This is a genomic window from Nocardia sp. NPDC005825 (assembly GCF_040630175.1).
In the GTDB taxonomy this organism is placed as follows: domain Bacteria; phylum Actinomycetota; class Actinomycetes; order Mycobacteriales; family Mycobacteriaceae; genus Nocardia.
Genome location: NZ_JBEXXC010000015.1, coordinates 21,003 through 43,515 on the forward strand (window position 1 = coordinate 21,003; position 22,513 = coordinate 43,515).

The following is a 22,513-nucleotide window of genomic DNA, read 5'->3' on the forward strand; positions in this document are numbered from 1 at the left end:
CCGCCGAAACGCTGTCGGGGCAGGTCAGCCGGGGGTCACCAGTCCGGATTCGTAGGCCAGCACCACCGCTTGCGCCCGATCGCGCAGGTTCAGTTTGGTGAACACCTTCGACACGTGGGTCTTCACGGTTTGTTCCGCCACGAACAGGCTTTCGGCGATCTCGGCATTGGACATGCCGCGCGCCACCAGTTCCAGCACCTCCCGCTCACGCGGGGTGAGCACCGACAGTTGCGGGGCGGGCGCGCGCCGGGTGCGGCGGCTGGTGACGTCGGCGATGAGCCGGCGGGTCACCGTCGGCGCGAGCAGCGCGTCCCCGGCGGCCACCACCCGCACGGCGCGCACCAGTTCCTCGGCGGGCGCGTCCTTGAGCAGGAAGCCGCTGGCGCCGATGCCGAGCGCCTCGTACACGTAGTCGTCGATGTCGAAGGTGGTGAGCATGAGCACCCGCACCGGCGGGTCGAATCCGGCGTCGAGAATCACCTTGGCCGCGTCGAGCCCGTTCATCTCGGGCATGCGCACGTCCATGAGCACCACGTCCGGCCGCAGCCGTTTCGCTTCGGCCACAGCGGCTTTCCCGTCCGGGGCGTCACCGATCACGCTGATGTCGGGCTGCGCGGCCAGCAAAGCCCCGAACCCCTGCCGCACCATCGCCTGGTCGTCGGCGATCAACACGGTTATCGCCACAGTCCCACCTCACGCACGCAACCGAGTTTGCCATGCCGGGGGCGGAACGGCCGTCACGAAGACAACTTCGCACCCCCGGCCGGGCAGGGACCGGGATTACAGCGTGACCGGGGTGAGGGCGGTCAAGGGCAGCCGGGCGTGGACCTCGAAGCCGCCGTCGGGCCGGGGTCCGGCGGTGAGCACGCCGCCGACCGCCGCCGCGCGGGTCTGCATGCCCGCGATGCCGGAGCCCGCGGCGGCGGAGTGGTCGCCGGTGCGGACCGCGATCGGGCGATCATTGCCGACGGTCAGGGTGAGTTCGTGCGTGCTGGCGAGGTGCACCCGCACCGCCGCGCCCGGCGCGTGCCGCGAGGCATTGGCCAGCGACTCCTGCACGATCCGGTACAGCGCCAGTCCGGTGGTCTCCGGCACCGCGCCGAGCTCGCCGTCGACGGTCCAGGTGAGCGGCACCCCGGCCCGCTGCGCGCCCTCCAGCAGGCCCGGCAGGTCGGCGGCGGAGGGCTGCGGCGCGTGCTCGGGCAGCTGCCCGTCGCTGCGCAGCACGCCCAGCATGCCGCGAATCTCGTTGAGCGCGGCCCGCGCACCCGTCCCGATGGATTCGAATTCGGCGCGGGCCTCGGCCGAGAGCCCGTCGATCCGGTAGGGCGCGGTCTGCGCCTGCACCACCACCATCGACATGTGGTGGGCCACCACGTCGTGCAGGTCGCGGGCGATGCGGGCCTTCTCCTCCAGGATCGCCCGCCGGGCCCGCTCCAGCTCGGTCTCCTCCTCCGACTTCAACAGCGCCCGCCGCGACACCACCACCCACCGGATGAGCAGGCCGAACACCACCAGACCCGTGATCGCCAGCGGCCAGCCGAAACCGGACTCGGCGAAACTGTCGCCGGTCTGGGCCATGGCGGTGGCGAACAGCAGCGAGGTGGACAGCCACACCACGCCCACGATCCGGATGGGCGCGCGCACCGCCACCGCGAACACCAGGGCGAACAGCGCCAGAATGTGCACCACCTGGAACGGGATGGTGTTTCCCGGCTGATGCGGCACGGCCAGCGTGATCAGCAGCGCCGACCCGGCCGAAACCGCCCATCCCAGTGGCGGATTCACCCGCACCAGCAGGATCGGGAACGCCGCGAACCCGGCGATGAACGGCGCCGCGGCCGCGGGCACCTTGTGGGTCAGATGCAGGGTCGGCCACGCCACCGCGATGAAGACGATCGCGAGCAGCACCGTGAACCCGTCGAACCACCACCGCGCCCGTGCCACCCGGGCCTGCCCTGACAACTTTCCACCCATGGCATCGACGGTAGAGACTCCGCCCGCCCCGCACCTCATACCCCTGAGTGATCTCCCACCCCCTACCCCGGTACGACACCGGCCCGGGTGTCCCCCGCACCGCCCACGACGCAACCGCCCCACAGGCTGACGCCCCGGTCGGAGGCCGATTCCTAGCGTCGATCCCATGAGAGCGTTCCCGACTTCCCGCAGGAATTCGCCCCGTTCCACCTCGTCCGCCATCCCGTCGCACGACTCCGCCGGGCTCCACCGGTACGGCGCGCTCGCGGCCGCGGCCGCCGTCGTGTGCACGGTCGGCGTCGCGTTCGCCCCGGCGGCCGGCGCGGCGGCCGACCTGCCGCGCCGAACCGAGAGCACGTCGGCCCGAGCGGGCCTGCTGGAGTCGATCGCCGCCCGGCCGAATCCCACCGCGATCCCCGGCGACTTCGCGACCGCGGCCGGGTACCGACCCGTCGTCGAGGCGGGCATGCTCCTCAACCCGGAGGGTGACTGCTCCTCCCCCGTCCCCCTGCCCGCCGAGTTCGACCTGGCCTGCAAATCCCACGACCTCGGCTACGACCTGCTGCGCTACGCCGCCGCCCACGGCCAGCCGCTGGGCCCGTGGGCCCGCCGATCCGTGGACGCCGCACTGGAACAGCGCATGCACACCGCCTGCGCCGCCCGCGAGGATGCGATGGCGCGCACTCGGTGCCAGGTCATGGCGACGATCGCCGCGACGGCCGTCGACCTGAACTCCATCCGCCAGGACTACGGCAGCCCCGTCTACGAGCCGTTCTTCGAGCACACCGGCGCGGGCCCCACTCCCGCCGCCCTCGTCGCGGCCGGAGCCGGCATCGCCGGACTGGCCTGCGCGGCAACCGTTCTGGCGCGCCGCACCCGCTCCCGCCGTGGCACAGCGGCTCGGGAACGCGGCGTCACGATCGCCGGTACCGCCGCGGCGGTGGCGCTGTGATCCCCGCCGGGCACGCCGCTCGCCGCGTGCGCCCCGAGCGGGTGCGGACGGATGCGACCCTCGCGCCGCGGTCTCGTGGGGCATCGGGGTGGACATGGTTCCGCGCCCCACGGGTCGGGACGAGCGCGGCGGTGGTGGGCGGGACGCTGGCGTCGCTGGCGCCGGGGCTGCTGCCGCGCACGCCGTCGGCGCAGGCGATCGTGACCGCGCTGCTGGTGCTGATCGGGCTGGCGGTGGCGGGGATCGTTCGGATGGTGTTGCGCTGGACCCGGTTCGGGGTGGAGCGGCTGGCGCGGTGGCGGGTACCGGTGGCGGTCGCGGGGACGGGGCTGGTCGGGGGTGCGATGGGGTATGCGGAGCATTGGCAGAATTCGCTGCGGAATGCCATGGGGGTCGGGGGTATCGGGCCGGGGTACTGGGTGCAGTGGCTGGTGTGGACGGTGCCGATCGTGGCGCTGGTGGTGGGTCTGGCGCACGGGGTGCGGTGGGTGGTGGGGCGATTGGGGCGGGCGCGGAGTATCGCGGCGGGGGTGGCGCTGGGCGTGGCGGCGCAGCTGCTGGTGGTGCCGGGCGTGGTGGAGTGGCGGCGGGCGGCGTACGCGGCGGCGGATTCGTTCGTGGATCCGGAGCTGGTGCAACCGGATTCACCGACCCGGTCGGGGAGTCCGGTGTCGATGGCGAGCTGGCCGTCGCTGGGAGCGCAGGGGCGGCGGTTCGTGGCGGGGACGCCGGCGCGGGCGGTGCGGGTGTATGTCGGGTTGAACTCGGCGGCGGGGCTCGAGGCCCGGGTGGCGCTGGCGGTGCGGGAGCTGGAGCGGACGGGTGGATTCGAACGGCGGAATCTGGTGGTGACCGTGCCGACCGGGTCGGGGTGGATCGACAGCGATGCCGCCAAGGGACTGGACGCGCGGTTCGGCGGCGATGTGGCGCTGGTCGGAGTGCAGTACTCGGACGCGCCCAGCTGGGTCACCTTCGTCTTCGGGCGCGATGCCGCCGAGGAGTCGGCGCGGGCCCTGTTCCGGGCTGTCGAACAACGGATTTCGACGCTGCCGGACCCGCCGAAGCTCTACATCTACGGGCAGAGCCTGGGCGCGCTCGGCGGCAGCGCGGTGTTCACCGATGACGCCGACCTGGACCGCAGGACCTGCGGCGCGCTCTGGGCGGGCCCGCCGGGCGGGCAGGTGCGGCACGGGCGGGCGGCGGTGCTGGCCAATGCCTCCGATCCGGTGGTGCGCTGGTCGCCGTCCCTGCTGTGGCGCGCACCGGATCTCACCGGCACTCGGCCGGATGCTCCGGTCCCGCCGTGGTTTCCGGTGGTGAGCTTCCTGCAGACCTCCGCCGACCTGCTGGGCGCGCTGGACGCCCCCGCCGGTCACGGGCACCGCTACGGCGTCGACCAGGGCACGGTACTGCCGGGCTGCTGAGTCGGTTCGCGGACCTCGCGGGTGAAGTCCGCGACCAGCCGGTCGATGGCGGCGGCCGCGTCGAGCCGGGCCCGCCAGACCTCCGGAATGGCGTCCGCGCCCAGGCGGGCGCCGAGCAGCGCGCCGCAGATGGACCCGGTGGAGTCGCTGTCCCCGGAGTGGTTGACGGCCAGCAGCACGCCGTTGCGGAAGATCTCTTCCGGTGTGCCGCCGACATTCTCGGCGCACACCGCCGCGCACACCGCCAGCGCGAGGGCCTCGGACCCGATGACGCCGCTGCCCAGTCGTTCCAGCAGTCCGGGCGCGGGCATGGGCCGTCCCCGGAAGGCGACGGTGTCGGCCAGCCGCACGGCCGCGTCGAGCGCCTCGGAGGTCTCCTCGTGGTTCCGGTTCCGGACCAGCTGCGCGCGGGCCTGTTCCACCGCGGTCCGCACGTCCAGTCCCCTGCCCAAGCCGTACACGGTGGCCGCGAAGGTGCCGGCGGGCAGCCAGCCGCTCGGGTTGCCGTGGGTGAGGGCCGCCGCGTCGCAGGCCAATTCGAAGGCGTGCTCGAGCGACGGCGTGAATCCGCAGGGCGCGGAACGCACCACGGCCGCACAGCCCTTGGAGTCGTTGATCGGATGATCGCGGGTGCCCAGCGGCGTGCCCGGCCGCTGCCGGGCGGCCGCGCGCAGCATGGCCGAGATGGTGGTCTGGGTGGGACCCCGGTAGGTCATCAGCTCGGGATACATGGTCAGCCCGCTCTGCAACGGCACCGGCTGTTCGGGCACGGCGGCCTGCCCCTGCCCGCGCAGCCACACCAGCAGGTTCTCCTGGATCATGCCGACCGCCGCGGCATTGCCGCGAGCCCGCACGCGCGCGCTGCGGATCAGCGCCTCCATGGTGAACAGGGTCAGCTGGGTCTCGTCGGAGATACGGCCCTTGTAGCCGCCGCCCTCACCGGTGACGCCCTGATTCCCGTAGCGCAGCTGGATGTTCCGCAGCAGCATGGTCTCGATCGGCGCGCCCAGCGCGTCCCCGATGGCGCCGCCGAACAGGCAGCCGCGCACGGTGTCCTCGCGGGGCAGCCGGTCGGCGGCCAGCGCGCGGGGCCGCCGCACCAGGGACACCGGTTCGGCCACCGTGTCCCACGCGGCCCGCGCGAATTCGTAGCAGGTCTCGTAGCGGTCGCGCGGGTCCTTGGACAGCGCGCGCCGCAGCACCGCGTCCAGTTCAGCGGGGACCTCACGCCGGAACTGGCGGGCCGACGGCGGCGGGGACTGCAGATGGCCGAGCATGACGGTCGCGATGTTCGGCGCGTCGAACGGCCCGCGCCCGGTGAGCAGCCGGAACAGGGTGCAGGCCAAGGAGTACTGGTCCGAGCGCGGCCCCATGGGCGCGGAGGTCAGCTGCTCCGGGGAGGCGTAGGCGAGGGTGGCGTTGAGCATGCCGGTGCGGGTCAGGTGCGCGGTGTCGTCGAGCACCCGGGCGATGCCGAAGTCGCTGAGCAGGACCCGTTCGGCGAAGCCGGTGCCGATGCCGCCGGAACGCGACAGCAGCAGGTTCGCGGGCTTCACGTCGCGGTGCAGGACGCCGCGCGCGTGCGCGTAATCCAGTGCGGCCGCGGTCTGCACGATGATCTCGACCGCCCGGTCCGGGGGTAGGTCGAAGGGATCGATGGACGCGCCGTCGACGCCGTCCACGTACTGCATGGCGATCCACAGCTGCTCGCCCTCGTCACCACGGTCGAAGACGGTGATGATGTTGGGGTGGTCGAGCTGGGAGATCACATCGGCCTCGCGCTCGAAGCGCTGCCGGGTCTCGTTGTCGCCGAACATCTCCCGGTGCAGCAGTTTGAGCGCGATCAGCCGCGGGAGCCGAGGGTGGCGGGCCGCGTAGACCGAACCCATTCCGCCACGGCCCACTTCGCGCTCGATCACGTAGCCCGCGAAGACCTCGCCGCGTCGCAACATCCCCTGACAAACCCTTCACACACGCCGAAACGCTGCCAGCCTACCGGTCGGGACCGACGCGTCGCAGGCAATGCCGGATCGGCCGGATACCGACTGCCCGGAATCGGACAAGCCGGACAACAGCGCACATCCCCCGCTGACCTGCGGCGCACCGGTCCGGTCCGCGGACAGCGAACGGCCCCCGCCGGTGGACACCGACGGGGGCCGAATTCGCTTGCGGGATCGGACCGATCAGGCGATCGGGCCGCGGGCCGCCTCGTAGGCCGCGCCGACCCGGTACAGGCGGTCGTCGGCCAGGGCGGGGGCCATGATCTGGAGACCGACCGGCAGACCGTCGTCCGCGCTGAGCCCGGACGGCACCGACATGGCGCAGTGCCCGGCCAGGTTGGTCGGCAGCGTGCACAGGTCCGAGAGGTACATGGCCAGCGGGTCGTTGACCTTCTCGCCCAGCTTCCACGGGGTGAACGGGCTGGTCGGCGAGACCAGCACGTCGACGGTCTCGTAGGCCTTGTCGAAGTCCCGCGCGATCAGGTTGCGGACCTTGTTGGCCTGGCCGTAGTAGGCCTCGTAGTAGCCCGAGGACAGCGCGTAGGTGCCGATCATGATGCGGCGCTTGACCTCCGGGCCCAGGCCGGCCTCACGGGTCATGGACATGACCTGCTCGGCCGAGTGGGTGCCGTCGTCGCCGACGCGCAGGCCGTACCGCATGGCGTCGAAGCGCGCCAGGTTCGACGACACCTCCGACGGCAGGATCAGGTAATAGGCGGGCAGCGCGTACTCGAAGTGCGGGCACGACACCTCGATCACCTCGGCGCCCAGCTCCTTCAGCTGCGCGACCGCGGCGTCGAAGGAGGCGAGGACGCCCGGCTGGTAGCTGTCGGAGTGAAGCTCGCGCACCACACCGACTTTCAGGCCCGACAGGTCGCCCTTGGCGCCCTCGCGGGCGGCGGCGACCACCGGCGGCACCGGCACATTGCGGGAGGTGGAGTCACGCGGGTCGTACCCGGCGATGACCTCGTGCAGCAGCGCGGTGTCCAGCACGGTGCGGCCGCACGGGCCGCCCTGGTCCAGCGAGGACGCGCAGGCGACCAGGCCGAAGCGGGACACGGTGCCGTAGGTCGGCTTGGTGCCGACGGTCGCGGTGACCGCGGCGGGCTGGCGGATCGAGCCGCCGGTGTCGGTGCCGATCGCCAGCGGAGCCTGGTAGGAGGCCAGCGCGGCGGCCGAGCCGCCACCCGAACCACCCGGAATCCGTTCGGTGTCCCAGGGATTGCGGGTCGGGCCGTACGCCGAGTTCTCGGTCGACGAACCCATGGCGAACTCGTCCATGTTCGTCTTGCCGAGGATCGGGATGCCCGCCTCGCGCAGCTTGGTGGTCAGCGTCGCGTCGTAGGGCGACACCCAGCCCTCGAGCATTTTCGACCCGCAGGTGGTCGGCATGTCGACGGTGGTGAAAACGTCCTTGAGCGCCAAGGGAACACCGGCCAGCGGCGAGGCCACGGTCCCGGCGGCGACCTGGCGGTCCACCTCGGCGGCGGTGACCAGCGCCTGCTCGCCCGCGACGTGCAGGAAGGCGTTGATCTCCCCGTCGACCTCGGCGATGCGGCGGATGTGCGCCTCGGTGACCTCGACCGAGGACACCTCGCGGGCGTGGATCTTGTCCGCGAGTTCCGCCGCGGACAGCTTGGTCAGGTCGGTCATTCGCCCTCTCCCAGAATCTGCGGAACCATGAACCGCTGCTCCTCGACGGCCGGGGCCATGGCGAGCGCCTCGTCCGGAGTCAGGCACGGCCGCGGCACATCCGGGCGCGTCACGTTGGTCTCCGGATTCGGGGATGCGGTGGCGGGCACATCGGCGGCGGCGACCTGCGAGATCTGTGCGACGTGGGTCAGGATGGAATCCAGCTGACCGGCGTACAGATCGAGTTCGTCGTCCGTCAAAGCGAGCCGGGACAGCCGGGCGAGGTGGGCTACCTCGTCCCTGGAGATGGCGGGCACCGCGGGACCCCTTTCGGCATGGTTCGAGCTAGGTGATTGGCCATCCGACAGCCTAGTGGGTTCACCTTCGGCCACCGGTCGCAGGTACGCGCCGGACCTGGCACCATCAATGTGTGACCCGCGGGTAGGTGGCCCGCGTCACAGCAGATGCTTCGATTCGATAACGGGCTCTCGAGGGTGTAAGTATTGCGGGACTCGGGTACCCGTCGGAAAGTTTCGGTCGCACAGTAAAGAAAGGAAGGCACGTGTCATACCTGCTTCGCGTGCAACTTCCGGATCGCCCGGGGAGTCTCGGATCGCTGGCGCTGGCGCTGGGTTCCGTTGGCGCGGACATCCTCTCGCTGGATGTCGTCGAGCGCGGTGACGGCTTCGCGATCGACGACATCGTCGTCGAGGTGCCGACGGGCGCACTGCCCGACACCCTCATCACCGCCGCCGAATCACTGCACGATGTGCAAGTGGATTCGCTGCGGCCGTACTCGGGGATTCTCGACACCCACCGCGAACTCGAGCTCATCGACCAGGTCGCCAATGCGCGCGACGACCGGTTGCAGGTGCTCGTCGACGGTGCGCCCCGGGTGCTGCGGGTCGGCTGGTCGACCGTGATCGACATGGGCCCGCAGGGCGCCTACCGGGTGGTGGGTTCCCAGAGCGCGCCGTCCACGCAGGCCGCCTCCGCGCCGTGGATGCCCCTGGAGAAGCCGTCGGTGCTCGACGGTGACGCCGACTGGGTGCCGGACCTGTGGAAGGACATGGACACCAAGCTGGCGGCCGCGCCGCTCGGCAATACCGGCAAGGTGCTGTTGCTGGGCCGCCCGGGCGGACCGGACTTCCGGCCCTCGGAGGTGGCTCGGCTGGGTTATCTGGCCGGCATCGTCGCGACCGTGCTGGGCTGAGCCGCACCCGCTTTCACCTCGCGTTTCACGCCCCTACCGGAGATCCGGTGGGGGCGTTTCGCATTGCCGGGCCGCTGCGCGCCTCCCGTTTCCTACGTAGGAACTCAGTAGATTCCCAGGTTTTATCTACTATTCACCTACGTAGGTCATCTACGTTCTTACTTAGTAGATAAGGAACGGCCGAGACGCCGCGCAGAGAGGCAATGACGCCATGCAGCACGCCCATCGACCACGACCCCACCTCCGCATCATCGGCCTGATCCTGGCCCCACTGGCCGGCTCCGCCGTGCTCGCCGCGGGACAGGCATCCGCCGAACCGTCCACACACGGCGGCACATCACCCGGAGCCTCCGACTCGTCGCGGACGTCCGGGGACCGCGGCAACCGGTCCGGCATCATCACGCACGGCAATGACAACACCGGCATCCACGCCCGGGATCCGCTCGGCTTCAACCACACCGACACCGATCCGGTTCTCCAGAATCAGCACCCGCGGAAACCCGGCACGGTCCGCCCGCCGCACCAACCGCCGAACCGGGTCGGCGGCGGCGACCCGGCCACCTGGACGCCCAAGTGGGACCGGGACGGTTCCGGCTACACCGTCTGCCCCGCGCTCGCCAGCCACTGCTGACCACGTACCGAGACCAGGGAGCGACAATGACCACTGCAATCACCACGCGGCGCGGCTCGCGACGCTTCGGGCGGGCCGCCGCCGCGCCCATCGCCATCGCCGCCCTGGCCGTCGCCGGGCTGCCGCTGGCCGCGACCGCCGAGGCGGAGACCGGCGAGCGCCGGGCCCGCGGCGGGTGCCTGTGGGCGGGAACGACTTACCCGCAGGACAGCACCGTCATCGCGGGCGGCACCAGCTTCCGGTGCGGCACCGACGCCGGGGCGCCGTACTGGTTCACCGGTGCGGATACCGACCGGCCCGCCACGGTCCGGACACCGGGCGCGACCGGCAGCCCGGTCGGTCAATTCAGTCCGGGCGCACGGCAACCCGGCACCAGCTACACCGACTACTGCGTCGGCAATCAGCTGATCCCGGGCACCGACGACGTGTACCAGGTGGTCCGGGTCTCCGGGGACGTGCTGCTCTGGAAGGCCGCCGAACCCATCGCCGGATGGACTTTCGACGGCACCCGCCCGGCCCCGACCTGGCGCACGGCGTCGCTCTGTATCGACGGCGTGCTGACCTAGATTCCGGACCGGTCCAGACCCCGCGGGGTCACTCCCCCGCCGCGACGTCGAATCGCATGACGGTCAGCGGCAGCCCCGAATCGGTGTGCCAATCGCGTTCCGGCACATGCGCGAAACCGAACCGGTCGTACATACGGCGAGCGTCCTGCATGGTCGGCATGGTGGTGAGGACCACCGCGTCGAAGCCCTCGGCGCGGGCGGTCTCGATCACCCGCTCCAGCAGGGCGCGGCCGACGCCGAGGCCGCGGGCGCGCTTGGACACCGCGAGCATCCGGAACTCCAGCTCCCCGGGCCGGGCGATATCGGCGAACGGCGTGCCCGGCCGGGCCATGGTCAGGGAGCCGAGCAGCTCCCCGCCGCGCACCGCCACCAGGATCTCCGCCGACGCCGCGCGGGTGGCGGTGTCGGCGAGCTCCGCGACATACAGGCTCTGGGGATTCACATGTCCCTCGCCCACATACACCTCGACCGTCAACTCACCGACCGCGGCGAAATCTCCGGCCTCGGCATCCCGAATCACCACGGCGTCACCGTCCGCGCCCATCACCACAACTCCGTCCTCGATCGATCCCACACCGTCATCCCACCGGTACCCGGCGGTCGCTACGACACCGCCTCGGGGCCGCCCGCGAGGAGTTTGACGAAGCCTTCCTCGTCGAGGATCGGGACGCCGAGTTCCTCCGCCTTGTCGGCCTTCGAGCCGGGCGAGTCGCCGATGACCACGAAAGCGGTCTTCTTGGAGACGGATCCGGCGGCCTTGCCGCCACGGATCAGGATCGCTTCCTTCGCGCCGTCGCGGGTGAAGGTCTGCAGGGAACCGGTCACCACGATGGACAGGCCCTCGAGGTTGCGTTCGATGGACTCGTCACGCTCGTCCTCCATGCGGACGCCGGCGGCGGCCCACTTGTCGACGATGTCGAGATGCCATGGCACGGTGAACCATTCGGTGACCGCGGCGGCGATGGTCGGGCCGACGCCGTCGGTGGCGGCCAGTTCCTCGGCCGAGGCCTCGCGAATGCGGTCCATGCTGCCGAAGGCGGTGGCCAGGGCGCGGGCCGCGGTGGGACCCGCGTGCCGGATGGACAGGCCGACCAGGACGCGCCACAGCGGGCGATTCTTGGCCGAATCCAGATTCTCCAGCAGGCGTTTGCCGTTCTGCGACAGCGTGCCCGCCTTGTTGGTGAACAGCGTGGTGGTGAGCAGCGTCGCCTCGTCGAGGGCGAACAGGTCGCCCTCGTCGGCGATCGCGCCCGACTTCAGCAGGTCGATGGCGGCCTCGTAGCCCAGCGCCTCGATATCGAACGCGCCGCGCCCGGCCACGTGGAACACCCGCTCCCGCAGCTGCGCCGGGCAGTACTGCTGATTGGGGCAGCGGATATCGGCGTCGCCCTCCTTGGCGGGAGCCAGCTCGGTACCGCATTCGGGGCAGTGGGTGGGCATCACGAAGGCGCGCTCGGAGCCGTCGCGCGCGTCCACCACCGGACCGAGCACCTCGGGAATCACGTCACCGGCCTTGCGGATGGTGACGGTGTCGCCGATGAGCACGCCCTTGCGCTGCACCTCGGAGGCGTTGTGCAGGGTGGCCATGGCGACCGTGGAGCCCGCCACCGTCACCGGCTGCATGACCGCGAACGGCGTAACCCGGCCCGTGCGACCGACATTCACCTGAATGTCGAGCAGCTTGGTGGTGGCCTCCTCCGGCGGGTACTTGTAGGCGATGGCCCAGCGCGGCGCGCGCGAGGTGGCGCCCAGGCGGCGCTGCAGGCTGAACTCGTCGACCTTGACGACCTGGCCGTCGATCTCGTGCTCGATGTCGTGGCGGTGCTCGCCCCAGTAGTTGACGCGGTCGACCACCGCGTCCGCGCCCTGCACCCGCACCGTGTGCGCGGACACCGGCAGACCCCAGGCGGCCAGCGCGCGATACGCCTCGTGCTGCGACTCCGGCGCGAAACCCTCCAGGCGGCCGAAGCCGTGGCAGATCATGCGCAGCCGACGGCGGGCCGTCACCGCCGGATCCTTCTGGCGCAGCGAGCCGGCCGCGGTATTGCGCGGATTCGCGTACGGCGGTTTGCCTTCCGCCACGATGGCGGCGTTGAGGGACTCGAAGTCGGCGAGCGTCATGAACGCCTCACCGCGCACCTCGAGGAGCTTCGGCACCGGGAACTCGTCGCTGTGCACCAGCTCGTGCGGGATGTCCTCGATGGTGCGGGCATTGAGGGTGACGTCCTCACCGGTGCGGCCGTCGCCGCGGGTGGCGCCGCGCACCAGCTTGCCGTCCTCGTACACCAGGTTCAGCGCGACGCCGTCGATCTTGACCTCGCAGACGTAGTGCAGGTCGGTGCCGGCGTCGGCCTCCACCTTGGCGATCCACTGCCGCATCTCGTCCTCGTTGAACACATTGTCCAGCGAGTACATCCGCTCCAGGTGATCGACCGGCGCGAATTCCGTCGTGAAGCCGCCCCCGACCAGCTGGGTCGGCGAGTCGGGGGTCCGCAGATCCGGATGCGACTCCTCGAGCGCCGCCAGCCGGTTGAACAGCTCGTCGAACTCACCGTCGGTGATGATCGGCGCGTCCCGCACGTAGTAGCGGAACTGGTGGTCGCGAACCTCCTCCGCCAGCCGCTGCCACTCGACCCGCTCGTCCCCGCTCGCCGCGGTGATCTCCTTGCCCGATTCGCTGCCCGATTCGCTCACAGCAGGCACTCTATCCCGCCCCACCGACAGGTTCGATCAAACATTCCCGCACGTCGAGCCGCATTCTCGGGCGATCGGAACGACTCGTCGCCGGGTCGCGGCGACCGTGTCGCGGCCCGCGCGCGCGACCGTTCGCGCTGTCGCGCAGCGTCATTCGCGGCCCGCCCGCAATCCGACCGCCACGTCCGAATAAGGTGAGTCGCATTTCCGACCCGCGACCGGCAGGATGTCCAGGGTGTTGCGTAGTTTTCAGGTGACGAACCATCGGTCCCTCGCCGAACCGCAGGAGCTGCGGCTGACCCGGGGTAGCGGACCGGTCGCCACGCCGGTCACCGCCGTGTACGGCGCGGCCGCCACCGGCAAGACCGGTCTCATCGACGCGCTCGACCGCATGCGCGACGCCGTGCTGAACTCGGTCACCGGGTGGGACCCGTACTCCGGGCCCGACCGCACCCCGCATCTCGGATTCTCGGATCGCCCTTCGGAATTCGTGGCCAACTTCGTCGCCGAGGGCTGCCCGTACACCTACGGATTCCGGCTCGACAATGCCGATGTGGCGGCCGAATGGCTGCACTCGCATCCGCACAATCGCAAGCGGGTGGTCTTCGAACGCGCCGGGGACGACATCCGGATCGGACCCATGTTCGAGGCCGCCCGGTACGGCCTGGGGGCGGTGGTGCCGCTGGTGCGGCCGAACGCGCTGCTGCTCAGCCTGTCCGGGCAGTTGTACGCCGAACCGCTGGTGCCCGCCTACCGGTGGTTCCAGTCGCTGCTGGAAGTGCAGTGCGGGCAACCGGATCCGCAGGAGATCGCGCACCGCGTGGGCTCGCACATCTCCCGCTCCACCGATCACGCGGTGCGGCTGCTGACCCTGCTGCGCGGCGCGGACCTGGGCATCACCGATCTGCTGCTGCCCTCGGACGATCCCATGTACGCCGACTACCTGCGTGACCTGGACACCGATATCTCGTCCACCACAAAGGAAATCGAGAACTGCACGGTGTCGGCCAACTACGCCGAGGAGATGTTCCTCGAGCACGGCATCACCGTCACCCTGCTACAGCGCGAACTGGCCAATCTCTACGCCGCCCGCGACGCCCTCTACTCCCGCATGGTGGCCCGCCGCGGCGTCGGCCTGGGCCTCACCCACGAGGGCATCGAGACCGCCTTCGACATCGCCGACGAGTCCAGCGCCACCCTGGCCATGCTGCGCCTGCTCCCGCCCATGCTCGACGCCCTCGACACCGGCGGCGTGCTGGCGGTCGACGATATCGACGCCGCCCTCACCCCCGAGACCGCCGACAGCCTCATCCAGCTGTTCCAGAACCCCGAAACCAATACCCAGGGCGCGCAATTGGTGTTCACCACCGCCAACCGCACCCTCATCGACCGCGGCAACGGCCGCTCCCAGTCCAAGCGCACCACCGTCTGGCAGCTCCGCCGCCACCACGGCGTCTCCGAACTCACCGCCCACTAGCCGCTGCCCGGGGCCGGACGCGACGCCGCCTAGCATGGACTCCATGCTCATCCAGCTCGCGTTCGTCCTGCTGATCGGCGGCGCCCTGGCCGCGACCGTGATGTACTACCGCCGCGCCAATGGCGGCGGCGGTGGCGCCCTGCCCGGCTTCGGCGCCCCCGCCGAGCTGGAATCCGGCACCCTGCACGTCACCGGCGTGAGCCCCCGCCCCGCCGAACCGGGCGAACAGTACGTCACCATCAGCGGCAGCATCTCCGGTCCCACCGTGGTGGCGCACGAGGTCTACGGCCGCTTCGCCTGGGACGTCAACCAGTGGCCGTCCATCGGCGACCAGATCCCCGTCGCCTACCCCAGCGGCAAGCCCGACAAATGGCAGCTCGGCCACCCGGGCGCCCGCCCCTACTTCGGCTCGAAGCGGCCGAAGGATCAGGGCTGATCCTCCGGCCAGGGGTCATCGTCAGCGGCGGACGGCCGCGATATTGCCGATGCGGGGGTCGAGGGGGCCGACCGGGCGGTCGAGGTGGGCCGTCATGTCGTTCCAGCTGTGGAACTCGGTGGACCAGCCGAGGGAGTCGAGCCAGGACTGGACGTCGAGGTCCTGGGATGCGGTGATGGGGGCCGGGTCGGGGGCTCGGTCACCGGCGACCAGGCGGCGGAGGTCGCGGTACTGCGGGGCGTCGGGGTCGACGACGTAGCGGGCCGCGCCGAAACGGCTGCCGGGGGCGGAGAGGTCGGTGAGGGTGCGGACCACGCGCTGGTTCCAGTCCTGGTCCAGGTAGCCGAGGGAGCCCTCGTCCACCCAGTAGGTGGGGACGCTCGGGGTGAAACCGGCTGCCAGCAAGGGGGTTCGCCAGTCGTCGCGCAGGTCGGAGACGACCACGTGGCGGTGGCAGCCGGAGGTGGCGGGCAGGGTCGCGAGGACGGGTTCCTTGAACGCGAAGAGTTCCGGGAGGTCGATCTCGAACACGTGGGTGTCCGGCGGCAGGGGCATGCGGTAGGCGCGCGTGTCCAAACCCGCTCCCAGGAGGACGATTTGGGCGCAGCCCGCGGTGATCGCCGCACGGAATCGCTCGTCGACCAGGTGCACGCCGACGGTGCGGCCCTCGTAGAACTGGTCCGCCACGGCCTCCACGCGGGCCCAGCGGTCCGGGTCGAAACCCGTGCGGGCGGCGGCCACGAAGGCCGCGGCCTGCGGATCGTCGTAGAGGCGGTCGGTGCGTTCGGACTCCCGCGCCCGGATGACGGCCACCCCGATCGCCGTCATGGCCACGCCGTCGACCGGCACTGTCGCTGCTGATTCGGTCATGTCACTGCTCCCCGCGAGTGAATTAACTTGCCGCCCGGCTAGGTATCTGGCGGTGAGGAAGACGCTAGGCTTTTTCCTTGCCGGGCGTCAAGCAAAATGAAGGGATTCGATGGACGGGCGTCGTAGTGACACGCGGGAGCGGATTCGGGCCGTCGCCATGGAGCTGTTCTCGGAGCGGGGATACGAGAAGACCTCGCTGCGGGAGATCGCCGAACGCCTGGGAGTCACGAAAGCCGCGCTGTACTACCACTTCCGGACCAAGGAAGACATCGTCGCCAGTCTGTCGGAGGATCTGCGGGGCGGCGTCGACGAGATCGTGACCTGGGCCGAGAGCGCCCCCGAGGGGCGGGAACGGGCGCGCGAGATCGTGACCCGGTACGGGGCGCTGCTGCACAGCCTCGGCAAGGACATGATCCGGTTCTGGCACGAGAACCAGCCCGCGTTCCGCGACCTCGGGTTCGGGACGAGCCTGCGCTACCAGTTCCGGGTGCTGGCGGACCTGATGAGCGCGCCGAGCCGGGACCCGCTGACCGTGTTCCACGCCCGGCAGGCGCTGCTGGCCATCAGCTGGAGCCTGTCCATGATGGGCGACCTGGAGCTGTCCGACGAGGAGAGCAACGCGGCGGCGGTGGCCATCGCGCTCGGCATCGTCGAGCGGATGTAGCGGCTACTCGAAGCCGAGGCCGTCGGGCTCGTCGGCGTAGGCGCGGGCGGTCTCCGCGGCCAGGCTCACCGCGCGGCGGGCCCAGGACAGGGAGGCCCCGGCCAGGCCGCAGGCCGGGGACACCAGGATCTGCTCGGCGAGCAGGCGGCGGGGGAAGCCGAGGCGGTCGATCAGGCGGACACCGGGTTCGGCGATGTCGCGCCAGGTGACGGGCTTGGCCGGTTCGGTGGTGGGGACCAGGCCGAGAACCAGATGCTTTCCGGCGTCCAGCAATTCGCCGATGCGGTCCAGGTCCCGGGTGCCGATGGCGGCCAGGTCGAACCCGACCGCGCTCGCGGCGGATGCGCGCAGGAAGCCGAGCGCGGGGCGGTCGGCGCAGGAGTGGATCAGGACCGGGACCGACTGCCGCGCGGCCACGGTGTCGAGCACGTGCAGGGCCTCGGGTTCGGGCATGGCGCGCACCGTGTTCAGGACGCTCACGCCCTTCAACGTCCCGTTCAGGACGGCCGTCAGGTGCGGTTCGTCGATCTGGAGGATCACCTGCGTGCCGAGTCGCTTGGCGACTTCGGCGACGTGGTTGGCGACGCCCTCGGCCAGGGACTCCGAAAGGTCGCGCAGCGCACCGGAATCGGTGAGGATGCGATGCCCGCCGGGCAGTTCCACCTCCGCGGCGACCGACAGCGGACCCGCCACCTGCACCTTCACCGGATGGCCGGATCCGGCCAAACCGCCGGTCTCCCAGGCCTCTTCGAGCGCGTCCAGGTCGGTGCGCAACAGGTCGTTGGCGCGCCGCGAGACCGCGCCGGGCCGCGCGCCCAGCCGGTAGCCACGGGTGGTGCTGTCGAACTGCATGTCCACCAGCAGCCCGGACACCCGCCCGATCATGTCCGCGCCCATACCGCGAGCGGGCAGTTCGACCAGGTGCGGCAGCTGCCCCAGCTCCCCCACCACGGTCGCCGCCGCCTCGCGCGGGTCGGCGCCCGGCCACGAGCCGACGCCGGTCGCGATGCCCCCGGGCAGCGCGAAGGCGTTGTCACTCACCGGCATCGCCGCGATCGGTCTTGTCGCTCGAGTTGGTGTACCAGTCCCAGCAGGTCGTGTTGACGAACCAGTCCCAGGTCTTGCCCGCGGTGCCCTCGGCGGGCGCGCCGGTGGGGATGCGGCCGCGTTCGGCGTAGGGGGCGACCCGGACGGTCACGGCGCGCTTGCGTCCGGAATGGTCGGGGCTGCGGTCCGACGAGGGTCCGGTCGCCGCGTCGTGCGGGCCCTCGGGGCCGGGTTGCGCTTCGCCGGGCTGGAATTCGCCGGTGTCGGCGCGGGCGGGCTGCCCCACCGGGTCGGCCGAGGCCCGCGTGGCGCCCTTGCCGAGCCGGACCTTGCCGGGGCCGCGCTTGGGCCGCAGACCGGCCGGTTGCGCCAGACCGGTGCGCCACACGATCCGGCCACCGAGAACGGGCCGGATCTGTCGTGCCACATATGACTTCGCGCCGCTGCGCGAGGGACGGTCGCTCACCGGGCGCTATCCGAGACCAGTTCGCTTGCGTACGAGTGCGGTTCGCGGTCGGTGCCGGAGATGGTGCCGCTGCCCAGCACCTCGTCACCGTCGGTGTCGGGGCGGTAGAGGACCACCGCCTGGCCGCGGGCCACCCCGGTCAGCGGCTCTCGCAGCCGCACCACCAGGCCGCCGTCGACGGCCTCGGCGACCGCGGGGGCGGTGCCCCCGTGCGCGCGCACCTGGGCGACGCATTCGATGGGGCCGGAAGGGGTTTCACCCGACGTCCAGATGGCGCGGTCGGCGAGCACCGTCCACACCTCCAGGTCCTTGGCCGAGCCCACGTGCACGTCGCCGGTGTCGGGGTCGATGCCGGTGACGTAGCGCGGCTTGCCGTCGGCGGCCGGGCCGGGCAGGCCCAGACCCTTGCGCTGGCCGATGGTGAATCCGTGCACGCCCTCGTGGTCGGCGAGCTTGGTGCCGTCGGCGTCGAGCACCGCGCCCGGGCGGATGCCGATCTTCGCGCCCAGGAAGGCCTGGGTGTCGCCGGAGGGGATGAAGCAGATGTCGTGGCTGTCGGGCTTGTTCGCGACGGCCAGCCCGCGCTCGGCGGCCTCGGTGCGGATCTGCGGCTTCGGGGTGTCGCCGACCGGGAACATGGCGCGCGACAGCTGATCCGCGGTCAGCACGGCCAGCACGTACGACTGATCCTTGTCCGCGTCCACGGCCCGGCGCAGCACGCCGTCCTCGAGGCGGGCGTAGTGCCCGGTGACGACGGCGTCGAAGCCGAGCGCCGCGGCGCGGTCGGCCAGCGCCGAGAACTTGATCTTCTCGTTGCAGCGCAGGCACGGGTTGGGGGTCTCGCCGGCGGCGTACGCGGCGACGAAGTCGTCGATCACGTCCTCCTTGAACCGGTCCGCGAAATCCCAGACGTAGAACGGGATTCCGAGCACGTCGGCCGCTCGCCGGGCGTCACCGGCGTCCTCCTTCGAGCAGCAGCCGCGCGATCCGGTGCGTAGCGTGCCCGGGCTCGCCGACAGCGCCAGGTGCACGCCGACCACCTCGTGTCCGGCGTCCACGGCGCGGGCGGCCGCCACGGCGGAATCCACGCCACCACTCATCGCGGCAAGTACTCGCATCTAGAAGCCTCCCTTCGCTCCGGCCAGTCCGGCCGCCTTCGCCCGCTCGACCACCTGCGGCAGCGCGGCCAGCAGGGCATCGATATCGGCGTCGGTCGAATCGTGTCCCAATGAGAATCGCAGAGATCCCCGCGCGCGGCCCGGTTCCACGCCCATGGCCAGCAGCACATGGGAGGGTCCGGCGACTCCGGCATTGCACGCGGATCCGGTCGAGCATTCGATCCCGGCGGCGTCGAGCAGCATCAGCAGCGAGTCGCCCTCGCAGCCCGGGAACGTGAAATGGGCGTTGCCGGGCAGCCGTCGCTCACCGGTCCCCCCGTTGAGCACCGCGTCCGGCACGACGGCGCGCACCCCGTCGATGAGCCGGTCCCGCAGCCGCTCCAAGACCACCGCGCGCAGCTCCAGGCCCGCCACGGTCTCGCGGAGGGCGGCCGCCAGGCTCACCGCCGCGGGGACGTCCGAGGTGCCCGAGCGCAGATCCCGCTCGTGCCCGCCGCCGTGCAGCAGCGGCACCGCGGGCACCTGCCGTCCGAGCAGCAGCACCCCGACCCCGTGCGGCCCGCCGACCTTGTGCCCGGCGAAGCTGGCCGCCGCCAGCCCGCTGCCCGCGAAATCGATGGGCAGCTGGGCGGCCGCCTGCACCGCGTCGCTGTGCATCGGCACGTCGAACTCCTGTGCCACCGCGGCCAATTCCCGGATCGGCTGGATCGTCCCGACCTCGTTATTGGCCCACATGACACTGACCAGCGCCGTCTCGTCGGCGTGCGCGGCCAGCGCGGCCCGCAGCGTGCGCGGCGACACGACGCCCTCGGCGTCGCACTCCAGCCACGTGATCCGCGCGCCCTCGTGCTGTTCGAGCCATTCCACGGTGTCCAGCACCGCGTGATGCTCGACCGCGCTCACCAGGATCCGGTTCCGCTTCGGGTCGGCGTCACGCCGCGCCCAGTAGATCCCCTTGACGGCGAGATTGTCGCTCTCGGTCCCGCCCGAGGTGAAGATCACCTCCGAGGGCCGCGCCCCCAGCCCCGCCGCGATCGACTCCCGAGCCTCCTCGAGCAGCCGCCGCGCGGCGCGTCCCGACCCGTGCAGCGACGAGGCGTTCCCCGTCACCCCCAGGGCAGCACACATGGCCTCGACCGCGACCGGGAACATCGGTGTAGTCGCCGCGTGATCGAGGTAGACCGTCTGGGCACCGACCGGACCCGGGAAAGCCGACTTCATGACCGTCCAAGGATAGCCGCCGCCGTCGCGTCGGTATTCCCGCCATACCCGCGGGCCGGTTCACCAGTCGAACAGGTCCTCGACGATCTCCTCGCCGACGGCGAAGCCCGCGCCCAGGGCCAGGCCCTCCCCGACCGACTCCAGGAAGCCGCCGCCCGCCCGGGACCCGGGCTGCTGTCGTAGTTCAAGGATGGCGGTCCGCACCTCGGTCAGCCAGTCCCGCGCGTTGCGGTCGACCCGCGCAGCGGGCTCCATCCGATTGGCCAGGGTTTCCAGCCGCGCGATCGCCGAGTTGTTCATGGTTGTCCTCCTTCGTGGTGGTGTGCCGTCGCTCCGGCACACGCACGACGATGGCCGCGGCCGCTGACAGCCCGCCGATCGCGCGCTGACAGCGGACACCGCCGAAACGATCGAGACCGTCAGCGGCCGGGCGGGCGGCTCAGCTCGATCATCGAGAAGTCCAACGGCAGCGAGCAGACCCGATCGACCGCGAGCCCGGCGGTGGCGGCGAGGTCGCGGTAGTGGGTGAGGGTGCGTTCGCGGCCGCCGACATTGCAGAGCATGTGGACGTCCCAGGCGGGGGCGAGGGATGGGGCGTCGTCGTCGGGGAGGAGGCGTTCGATGACGAACAGGCGGGCGTGGGCGGGCATGGCGGCGGCGCAGCGGGCGAGGATGGTGCGGGAGCGGTCGTCGTCCCAGTCGTGCAGGACCCGGGAGAGCAGGTAGACGTCGGCGCCCGCGGGGACCTGGGCGGTGAAATCGCCCTCCAGCAAACGACATCGGGACAGGCAGCCCGCCTGCTCCAGGGCGGTGCGGGCGGTGACCAGCGCGGTGGCGCGTTCCAGCAGGACGCCACGGGCGGCGGGGGCTTCGCGCAGCAGGGCGGCCAGCAGGGTGCCGTTGCCGCCCGCGATATCGACGATGGTCTCGGCGCCGGTGAGCTGGATCAGGTCGGCGACGTGGCCGAAGATCGCGGCGCCGGCGGCCATGGCGGTGTCGAAGAGTTCGGCGCCGGCCGGGGTGCGGGAGAAGTAGTCGAAGTGATGGCTGCCGAAATGGTGGTCGAAGCCGGCGGCGCCGGTGCGGACCGCGTGGTCGAGGTGGGCGAAGGACTCGTAGAACGCTCCCCCGTACAGGCGGGCGAGCGGTTGCAGGGAGCGGGCGGCAGTGCTGGACAGCAGCGCGCCGGAGTCGGTGAGTTCGTAGCCCTCGCCGCAGACCCGGACGATGTCGAGTTCGCAGAGGTAGCGCAGCAGCCGGGACAGGCTGTCGACATCGGTGGCGGTCAGCTCGGCCAGGGCGGCGACCGAGGCGCCGGGGGTGGCGGCCAGCCGGTCGGCCACGCCCAGGGTGGCGGTGACCGCGAGCGCCTGGGTGGCCCACGCACCGGTCAGCAGCCGCAGCAGGCGGGTGGGCGCGTCGTGGGAGACGCCCAGGTGCGCGGCCAGCACCGACGAATGTTGCCCGGCCACATGGAGTTCCAGCCGCCGGAAGGGGCGGTCGGCGGCGGTGGTGCGGAAGTAGAGGACGGTGGCGTGCTCGTGGCTGTTGTAGCCGCCGCCGTCGGCGTGCATCCGGTTCTTGTGCAGCAGCAGGGCGCGCAGCCCGGCCAGTTCGACGCTGTCGGCCTTCTCGACCTCGAGCGCCAGATGCGATTCGTAGCCCGCGGCCCGTTCCGCGGCCACGATCGTGGCGCGCGTCGCTTCGGCCGTTCCGGCCAGCGCGAAGATCTCCAGTAACCGGGGATCGTCGTCGGGGCTGGGCACCGCGGTGCGAATGATCCGCACGTCCAGCTCGCTAGCGGGCAGGCCGTAGCGGTCGGCGAGCCGGGATCTGACCACCATGCTCGGGGTGGGTGGGCCCGCGGTGAGACCGCGCCCGGCCAGCGCGGCGGTGAGCGCCTTCAGATCCGGTGGGAACACCAGTACGGCGGTGTGAGCGAAGCGGGTGCGGGCCATGATGGCGGCCCGATCGGCAGCGGCCAGGCCGGGCAGCATGGCGCTCAGCACCGCCCCGGTGTCGTGGGCCGCGGCGTATCGTGCCGCGGCGTCCAACTGGTCGAGATCGAACGAATCGAGCTCGGCGTGCGCTACCAGCGCGGGATTCACGCGTCCTCCTGAGGGGA

General features: G+C 71.4%; 22 protein-coding genes. 8 read left to right on the plus strand and 14 right to left on the minus strand.

From position 1 onward, the window contains the following. Positions 1 to 24: 24 nt before the first annotated feature. Entirely contained in the window at positions 25 to 684 is a 660-nt protein-coding gene (locus ABZ382_RS30595) for a response regulator transcription factor (protein WP_357096127.1), read from the minus strand. A 96-nt stretch (positions 685 to 780) separates the two neighbouring features. Then, positions 781 to 1,977, minus strand: coding sequence for a histidine kinase (locus tag ABZ382_RS30600; RefSeq protein WP_357096129.1), 1,197 nt, complete (start codon positions 1,975 to 1,977; stop codon positions 781 to 783). 166 nt (positions 1,978 to 2,143) lie between these two features. On the opposite strand from ABZ382_RS30600, the gene ABZ382_RS30605 reads away from it, so the two are divergent. Then, positions 2,144 to 2,929 (plus strand): hypothetical protein, encoded by a 786-nt coding sequence (locus ABZ382_RS30605; RefSeq protein WP_357096132.1) that lies wholly within the window; start codon positions 2,144 to 2,146, stop codon positions 2,927 to 2,929. A gap of 131 nt (positions 2,930 to 3,060) precedes the next feature. After that, the gene (locus tag ABZ382_RS30610) at positions 3,061 to 4,353 is read left to right on the plus strand and encodes an alpha/beta-hydrolase family protein (RefSeq protein WP_357096135.1); all 1,293 of its coding nucleotides are present in this window, start codon (positions 3,061 to 3,063) and stop codon (positions 4,351 to 4,353) included. Here ABZ382_RS30610 and ABZ382_RS30615 read toward each other — a convergent pair. The 3 genes from ABZ382_RS30615 to gatC form a co-directional block, all read right to left on the minus strand. Continuing rightward, positions 4,314 to 6,305 carry an ADP-ribosylglycohydrolase family protein gene (locus ABZ382_RS30615; protein WP_357096138.1) on the minus strand — a complete coding sequence of 664 codons (1,992 nt, stop codon included), beginning with the start codon at positions 6,303 to 6,305 and terminating at the stop codon, positions 4,314 to 4,316. The genes ABZ382_RS30610 and ABZ382_RS30615 overlap by 40 nt on opposite strands. Before the next feature lie 231 nt (positions 6,306 to 6,536). Beyond that, entirely contained in the window at positions 6,537 to 8,006 is a 1,470-nt protein-coding gene (gene gatA / locus ABZ382_RS30620; protein ID WP_357096141.1) for an Asp-tRNA(Asn)/Glu-tRNA(Gln) amidotransferase subunit GatA, read from the minus strand. Continuing rightward, complete coding sequence (gene gatC / locus ABZ382_RS30625; RefSeq protein WP_357096144.1) at positions 8,003 to 8,302, minus strand: Asp-tRNA(Asn)/Glu-tRNA(Gln) amidotransferase subunit GatC; 300 nt, start codon at positions 8,300 to 8,302, stop codon at positions 8,003 to 8,005. The genes gatA and gatC overlap by 4 nt, the downstream gene beginning before the upstream one ends. 245 nt (positions 8,303 to 8,547) lie before the next feature. Between gatC and ABZ382_RS30630 the strand changes: the two genes are divergently transcribed. The 3 genes from ABZ382_RS30630 to ABZ382_RS30640 all read left to right on the plus strand — a co-directional run bounded on the left by ABZ382_RS30630 (position 8,548) and on the right by ABZ382_RS30640 (position 10,395). Further along, positions 8,548 to 9,198 carry an amino acid-binding protein gene (locus tag ABZ382_RS30630; RefSeq protein ID WP_357096145.1) on the plus strand — a complete coding sequence of 217 codons (651 nt, stop codon included), beginning with the start codon at positions 8,548 to 8,550 and terminating at the stop codon, positions 9,196 to 9,198. A 211-nt stretch (positions 9,199 to 9,409) separates the two neighbouring features. Next, the gene (locus ABZ382_RS30635; protein ID WP_357096148.1) at positions 9,410 to 9,829 is read left to right on the plus strand and encodes a hypothetical protein; all 420 of its coding nucleotides are present in this window, start codon (positions 9,410 to 9,412) and stop codon (positions 9,827 to 9,829) included. A gap of 26 nt (positions 9,830 to 9,855) precedes the next feature. Continuing rightward, entirely contained in the window at positions 9,856 to 10,395 is a 540-nt protein-coding gene (locus tag ABZ382_RS30640) for a hypothetical protein (RefSeq protein ID WP_357096151.1), read from the plus strand. A 28-nt stretch (positions 10,396 to 10,423) separates the two neighbouring features. On the opposite strand, the gene ABZ382_RS30645 is transcribed toward ABZ382_RS30640, so the two are convergent. Together ABZ382_RS30645 and ligA are read right to left on the minus strand one after the other, a co-directional pair. Beyond that, positions 10,424 to 10,939 (minus strand): GNAT family N-acetyltransferase, encoded by a 516-nt coding sequence (locus ABZ382_RS30645; protein WP_357096396.1) that lies wholly within the window; start codon positions 10,937 to 10,939, stop codon positions 10,424 to 10,426. Between the two features lie 59 nt (positions 10,940 to 10,998). Continuing rightward, a complete protein-coding gene (gene ligA, locus ABZ382_RS30650) occupies positions 10,999 to 13,056 on the minus strand; it encodes an NAD-dependent DNA ligase LigA (protein WP_357096399.1) in 2,058 nt (685 codons plus the stop codon). 286 nt (positions 13,057 to 13,342) lie between these two features. Between ligA and ABZ382_RS30655 the strand changes: the two genes are divergently transcribed. Next, the gene (locus ABZ382_RS30655; RefSeq protein ID WP_357096153.1) at positions 13,343 to 14,566 is read left to right on the plus strand and encodes an ATP-binding protein; all 1,224 of its coding nucleotides are present in this window, start codon (positions 13,343 to 13,345) and stop codon (positions 14,564 to 14,566) included. A 43-nt stretch (positions 14,567 to 14,609) separates the two neighbouring features. Then, positions 14,610 to 15,002 (plus strand): hypothetical protein, encoded by a 393-nt coding sequence (locus ABZ382_RS30660; RefSeq protein WP_357096156.1) that lies wholly within the window; start codon positions 14,610 to 14,612, stop codon positions 15,000 to 15,002. 21 nt (positions 15,003 to 15,023) lie between these two features. Here the strand turns inward: ABZ382_RS30660 and ABZ382_RS30665 are convergent, their stop codons facing one another. Continuing rightward, positions 15,024 to 15,872, minus strand: a complete 849-nt coding sequence (locus ABZ382_RS30665; RefSeq protein ID WP_357096158.1) for an SAM-dependent methyltransferase — start codon at positions 15,870 to 15,872, stop codon at positions 15,024 to 15,026. A 109-nt stretch (positions 15,873 to 15,981) separates the two neighbouring features. Here ABZ382_RS30665 and ABZ382_RS30670 point away from each other — a divergent pair, with 109 nt between their 5' ends. After that, a complete protein-coding gene (locus ABZ382_RS30670; RefSeq protein WP_357096161.1) occupies positions 15,982 to 16,536 on the plus strand; it encodes a helix-turn-helix domain-containing protein in 555 nt (184 codons plus the stop codon). Between the two features lie 3 nt (positions 16,537 to 16,539). On the opposite strand, the gene ABZ382_RS30675 is transcribed toward ABZ382_RS30670, so the two are convergent. From ABZ382_RS30675 to ABZ382_RS30700, 6 genes are all read right to left on the minus strand, one after another. Then, positions 16,540 to 17,583: a methionine synthase gene (locus ABZ382_RS30675; protein ID WP_357096164.1), complete on the minus strand. Its 1,044-nt coding sequence runs from the start codon at positions 17,581 to 17,583 to the stop codon at positions 16,540 to 16,542. After that, the gene (locus ABZ382_RS30680; RefSeq protein WP_357096167.1) at positions 17,570 to 18,049 is read right to left on the minus strand and encodes a hypothetical protein; all 480 of its coding nucleotides are present in this window, start codon (positions 18,047 to 18,049) and stop codon (positions 17,570 to 17,572) included. Before ABZ382_RS30680 ends, ABZ382_RS30675 begins: the two co-directional genes overlap by 14 nt. Then, on the minus strand, positions 18,046 to 19,167 hold the full coding sequence (mnmA, locus tag ABZ382_RS30685) for a tRNA 2-thiouridine(34) synthase MnmA (protein ID WP_357096170.1): 1,122 nt from the start codon (positions 19,165 to 19,167) through the stop codon (positions 18,046 to 18,048). The genes ABZ382_RS30680 and mnmA overlap by 4 nt, the downstream gene beginning before the upstream one ends. Further along, entirely contained in the window at positions 19,168 to 20,388 is a 1,221-nt protein-coding gene (locus ABZ382_RS30690; protein ID WP_357096173.1) for a cysteine desulfurase family protein, read from the minus strand. A gap of 60 nt (positions 20,389 to 20,448) precedes the next feature. Beyond that, the gene (locus ABZ382_RS30695) at positions 20,449 to 20,688 is read right to left on the minus strand and encodes a hypothetical protein (protein WP_357096175.1); all 240 of its coding nucleotides are present in this window, start codon (positions 20,686 to 20,688) and stop codon (positions 20,449 to 20,451) included. Positions 20,689 to 20,807: 119 nt separating this feature from the next. Further along, positions 20,808 to 22,496 carry a methyltransferase gene (locus ABZ382_RS30700; protein WP_357096178.1) on the minus strand — a complete coding sequence of 563 codons (1,689 nt, stop codon included), beginning with the start codon at positions 22,494 to 22,496 and terminating at the stop codon, positions 20,808 to 20,810. Between the last annotated feature and the right edge of the window lie 17 nt (positions 22,497 to 22,513).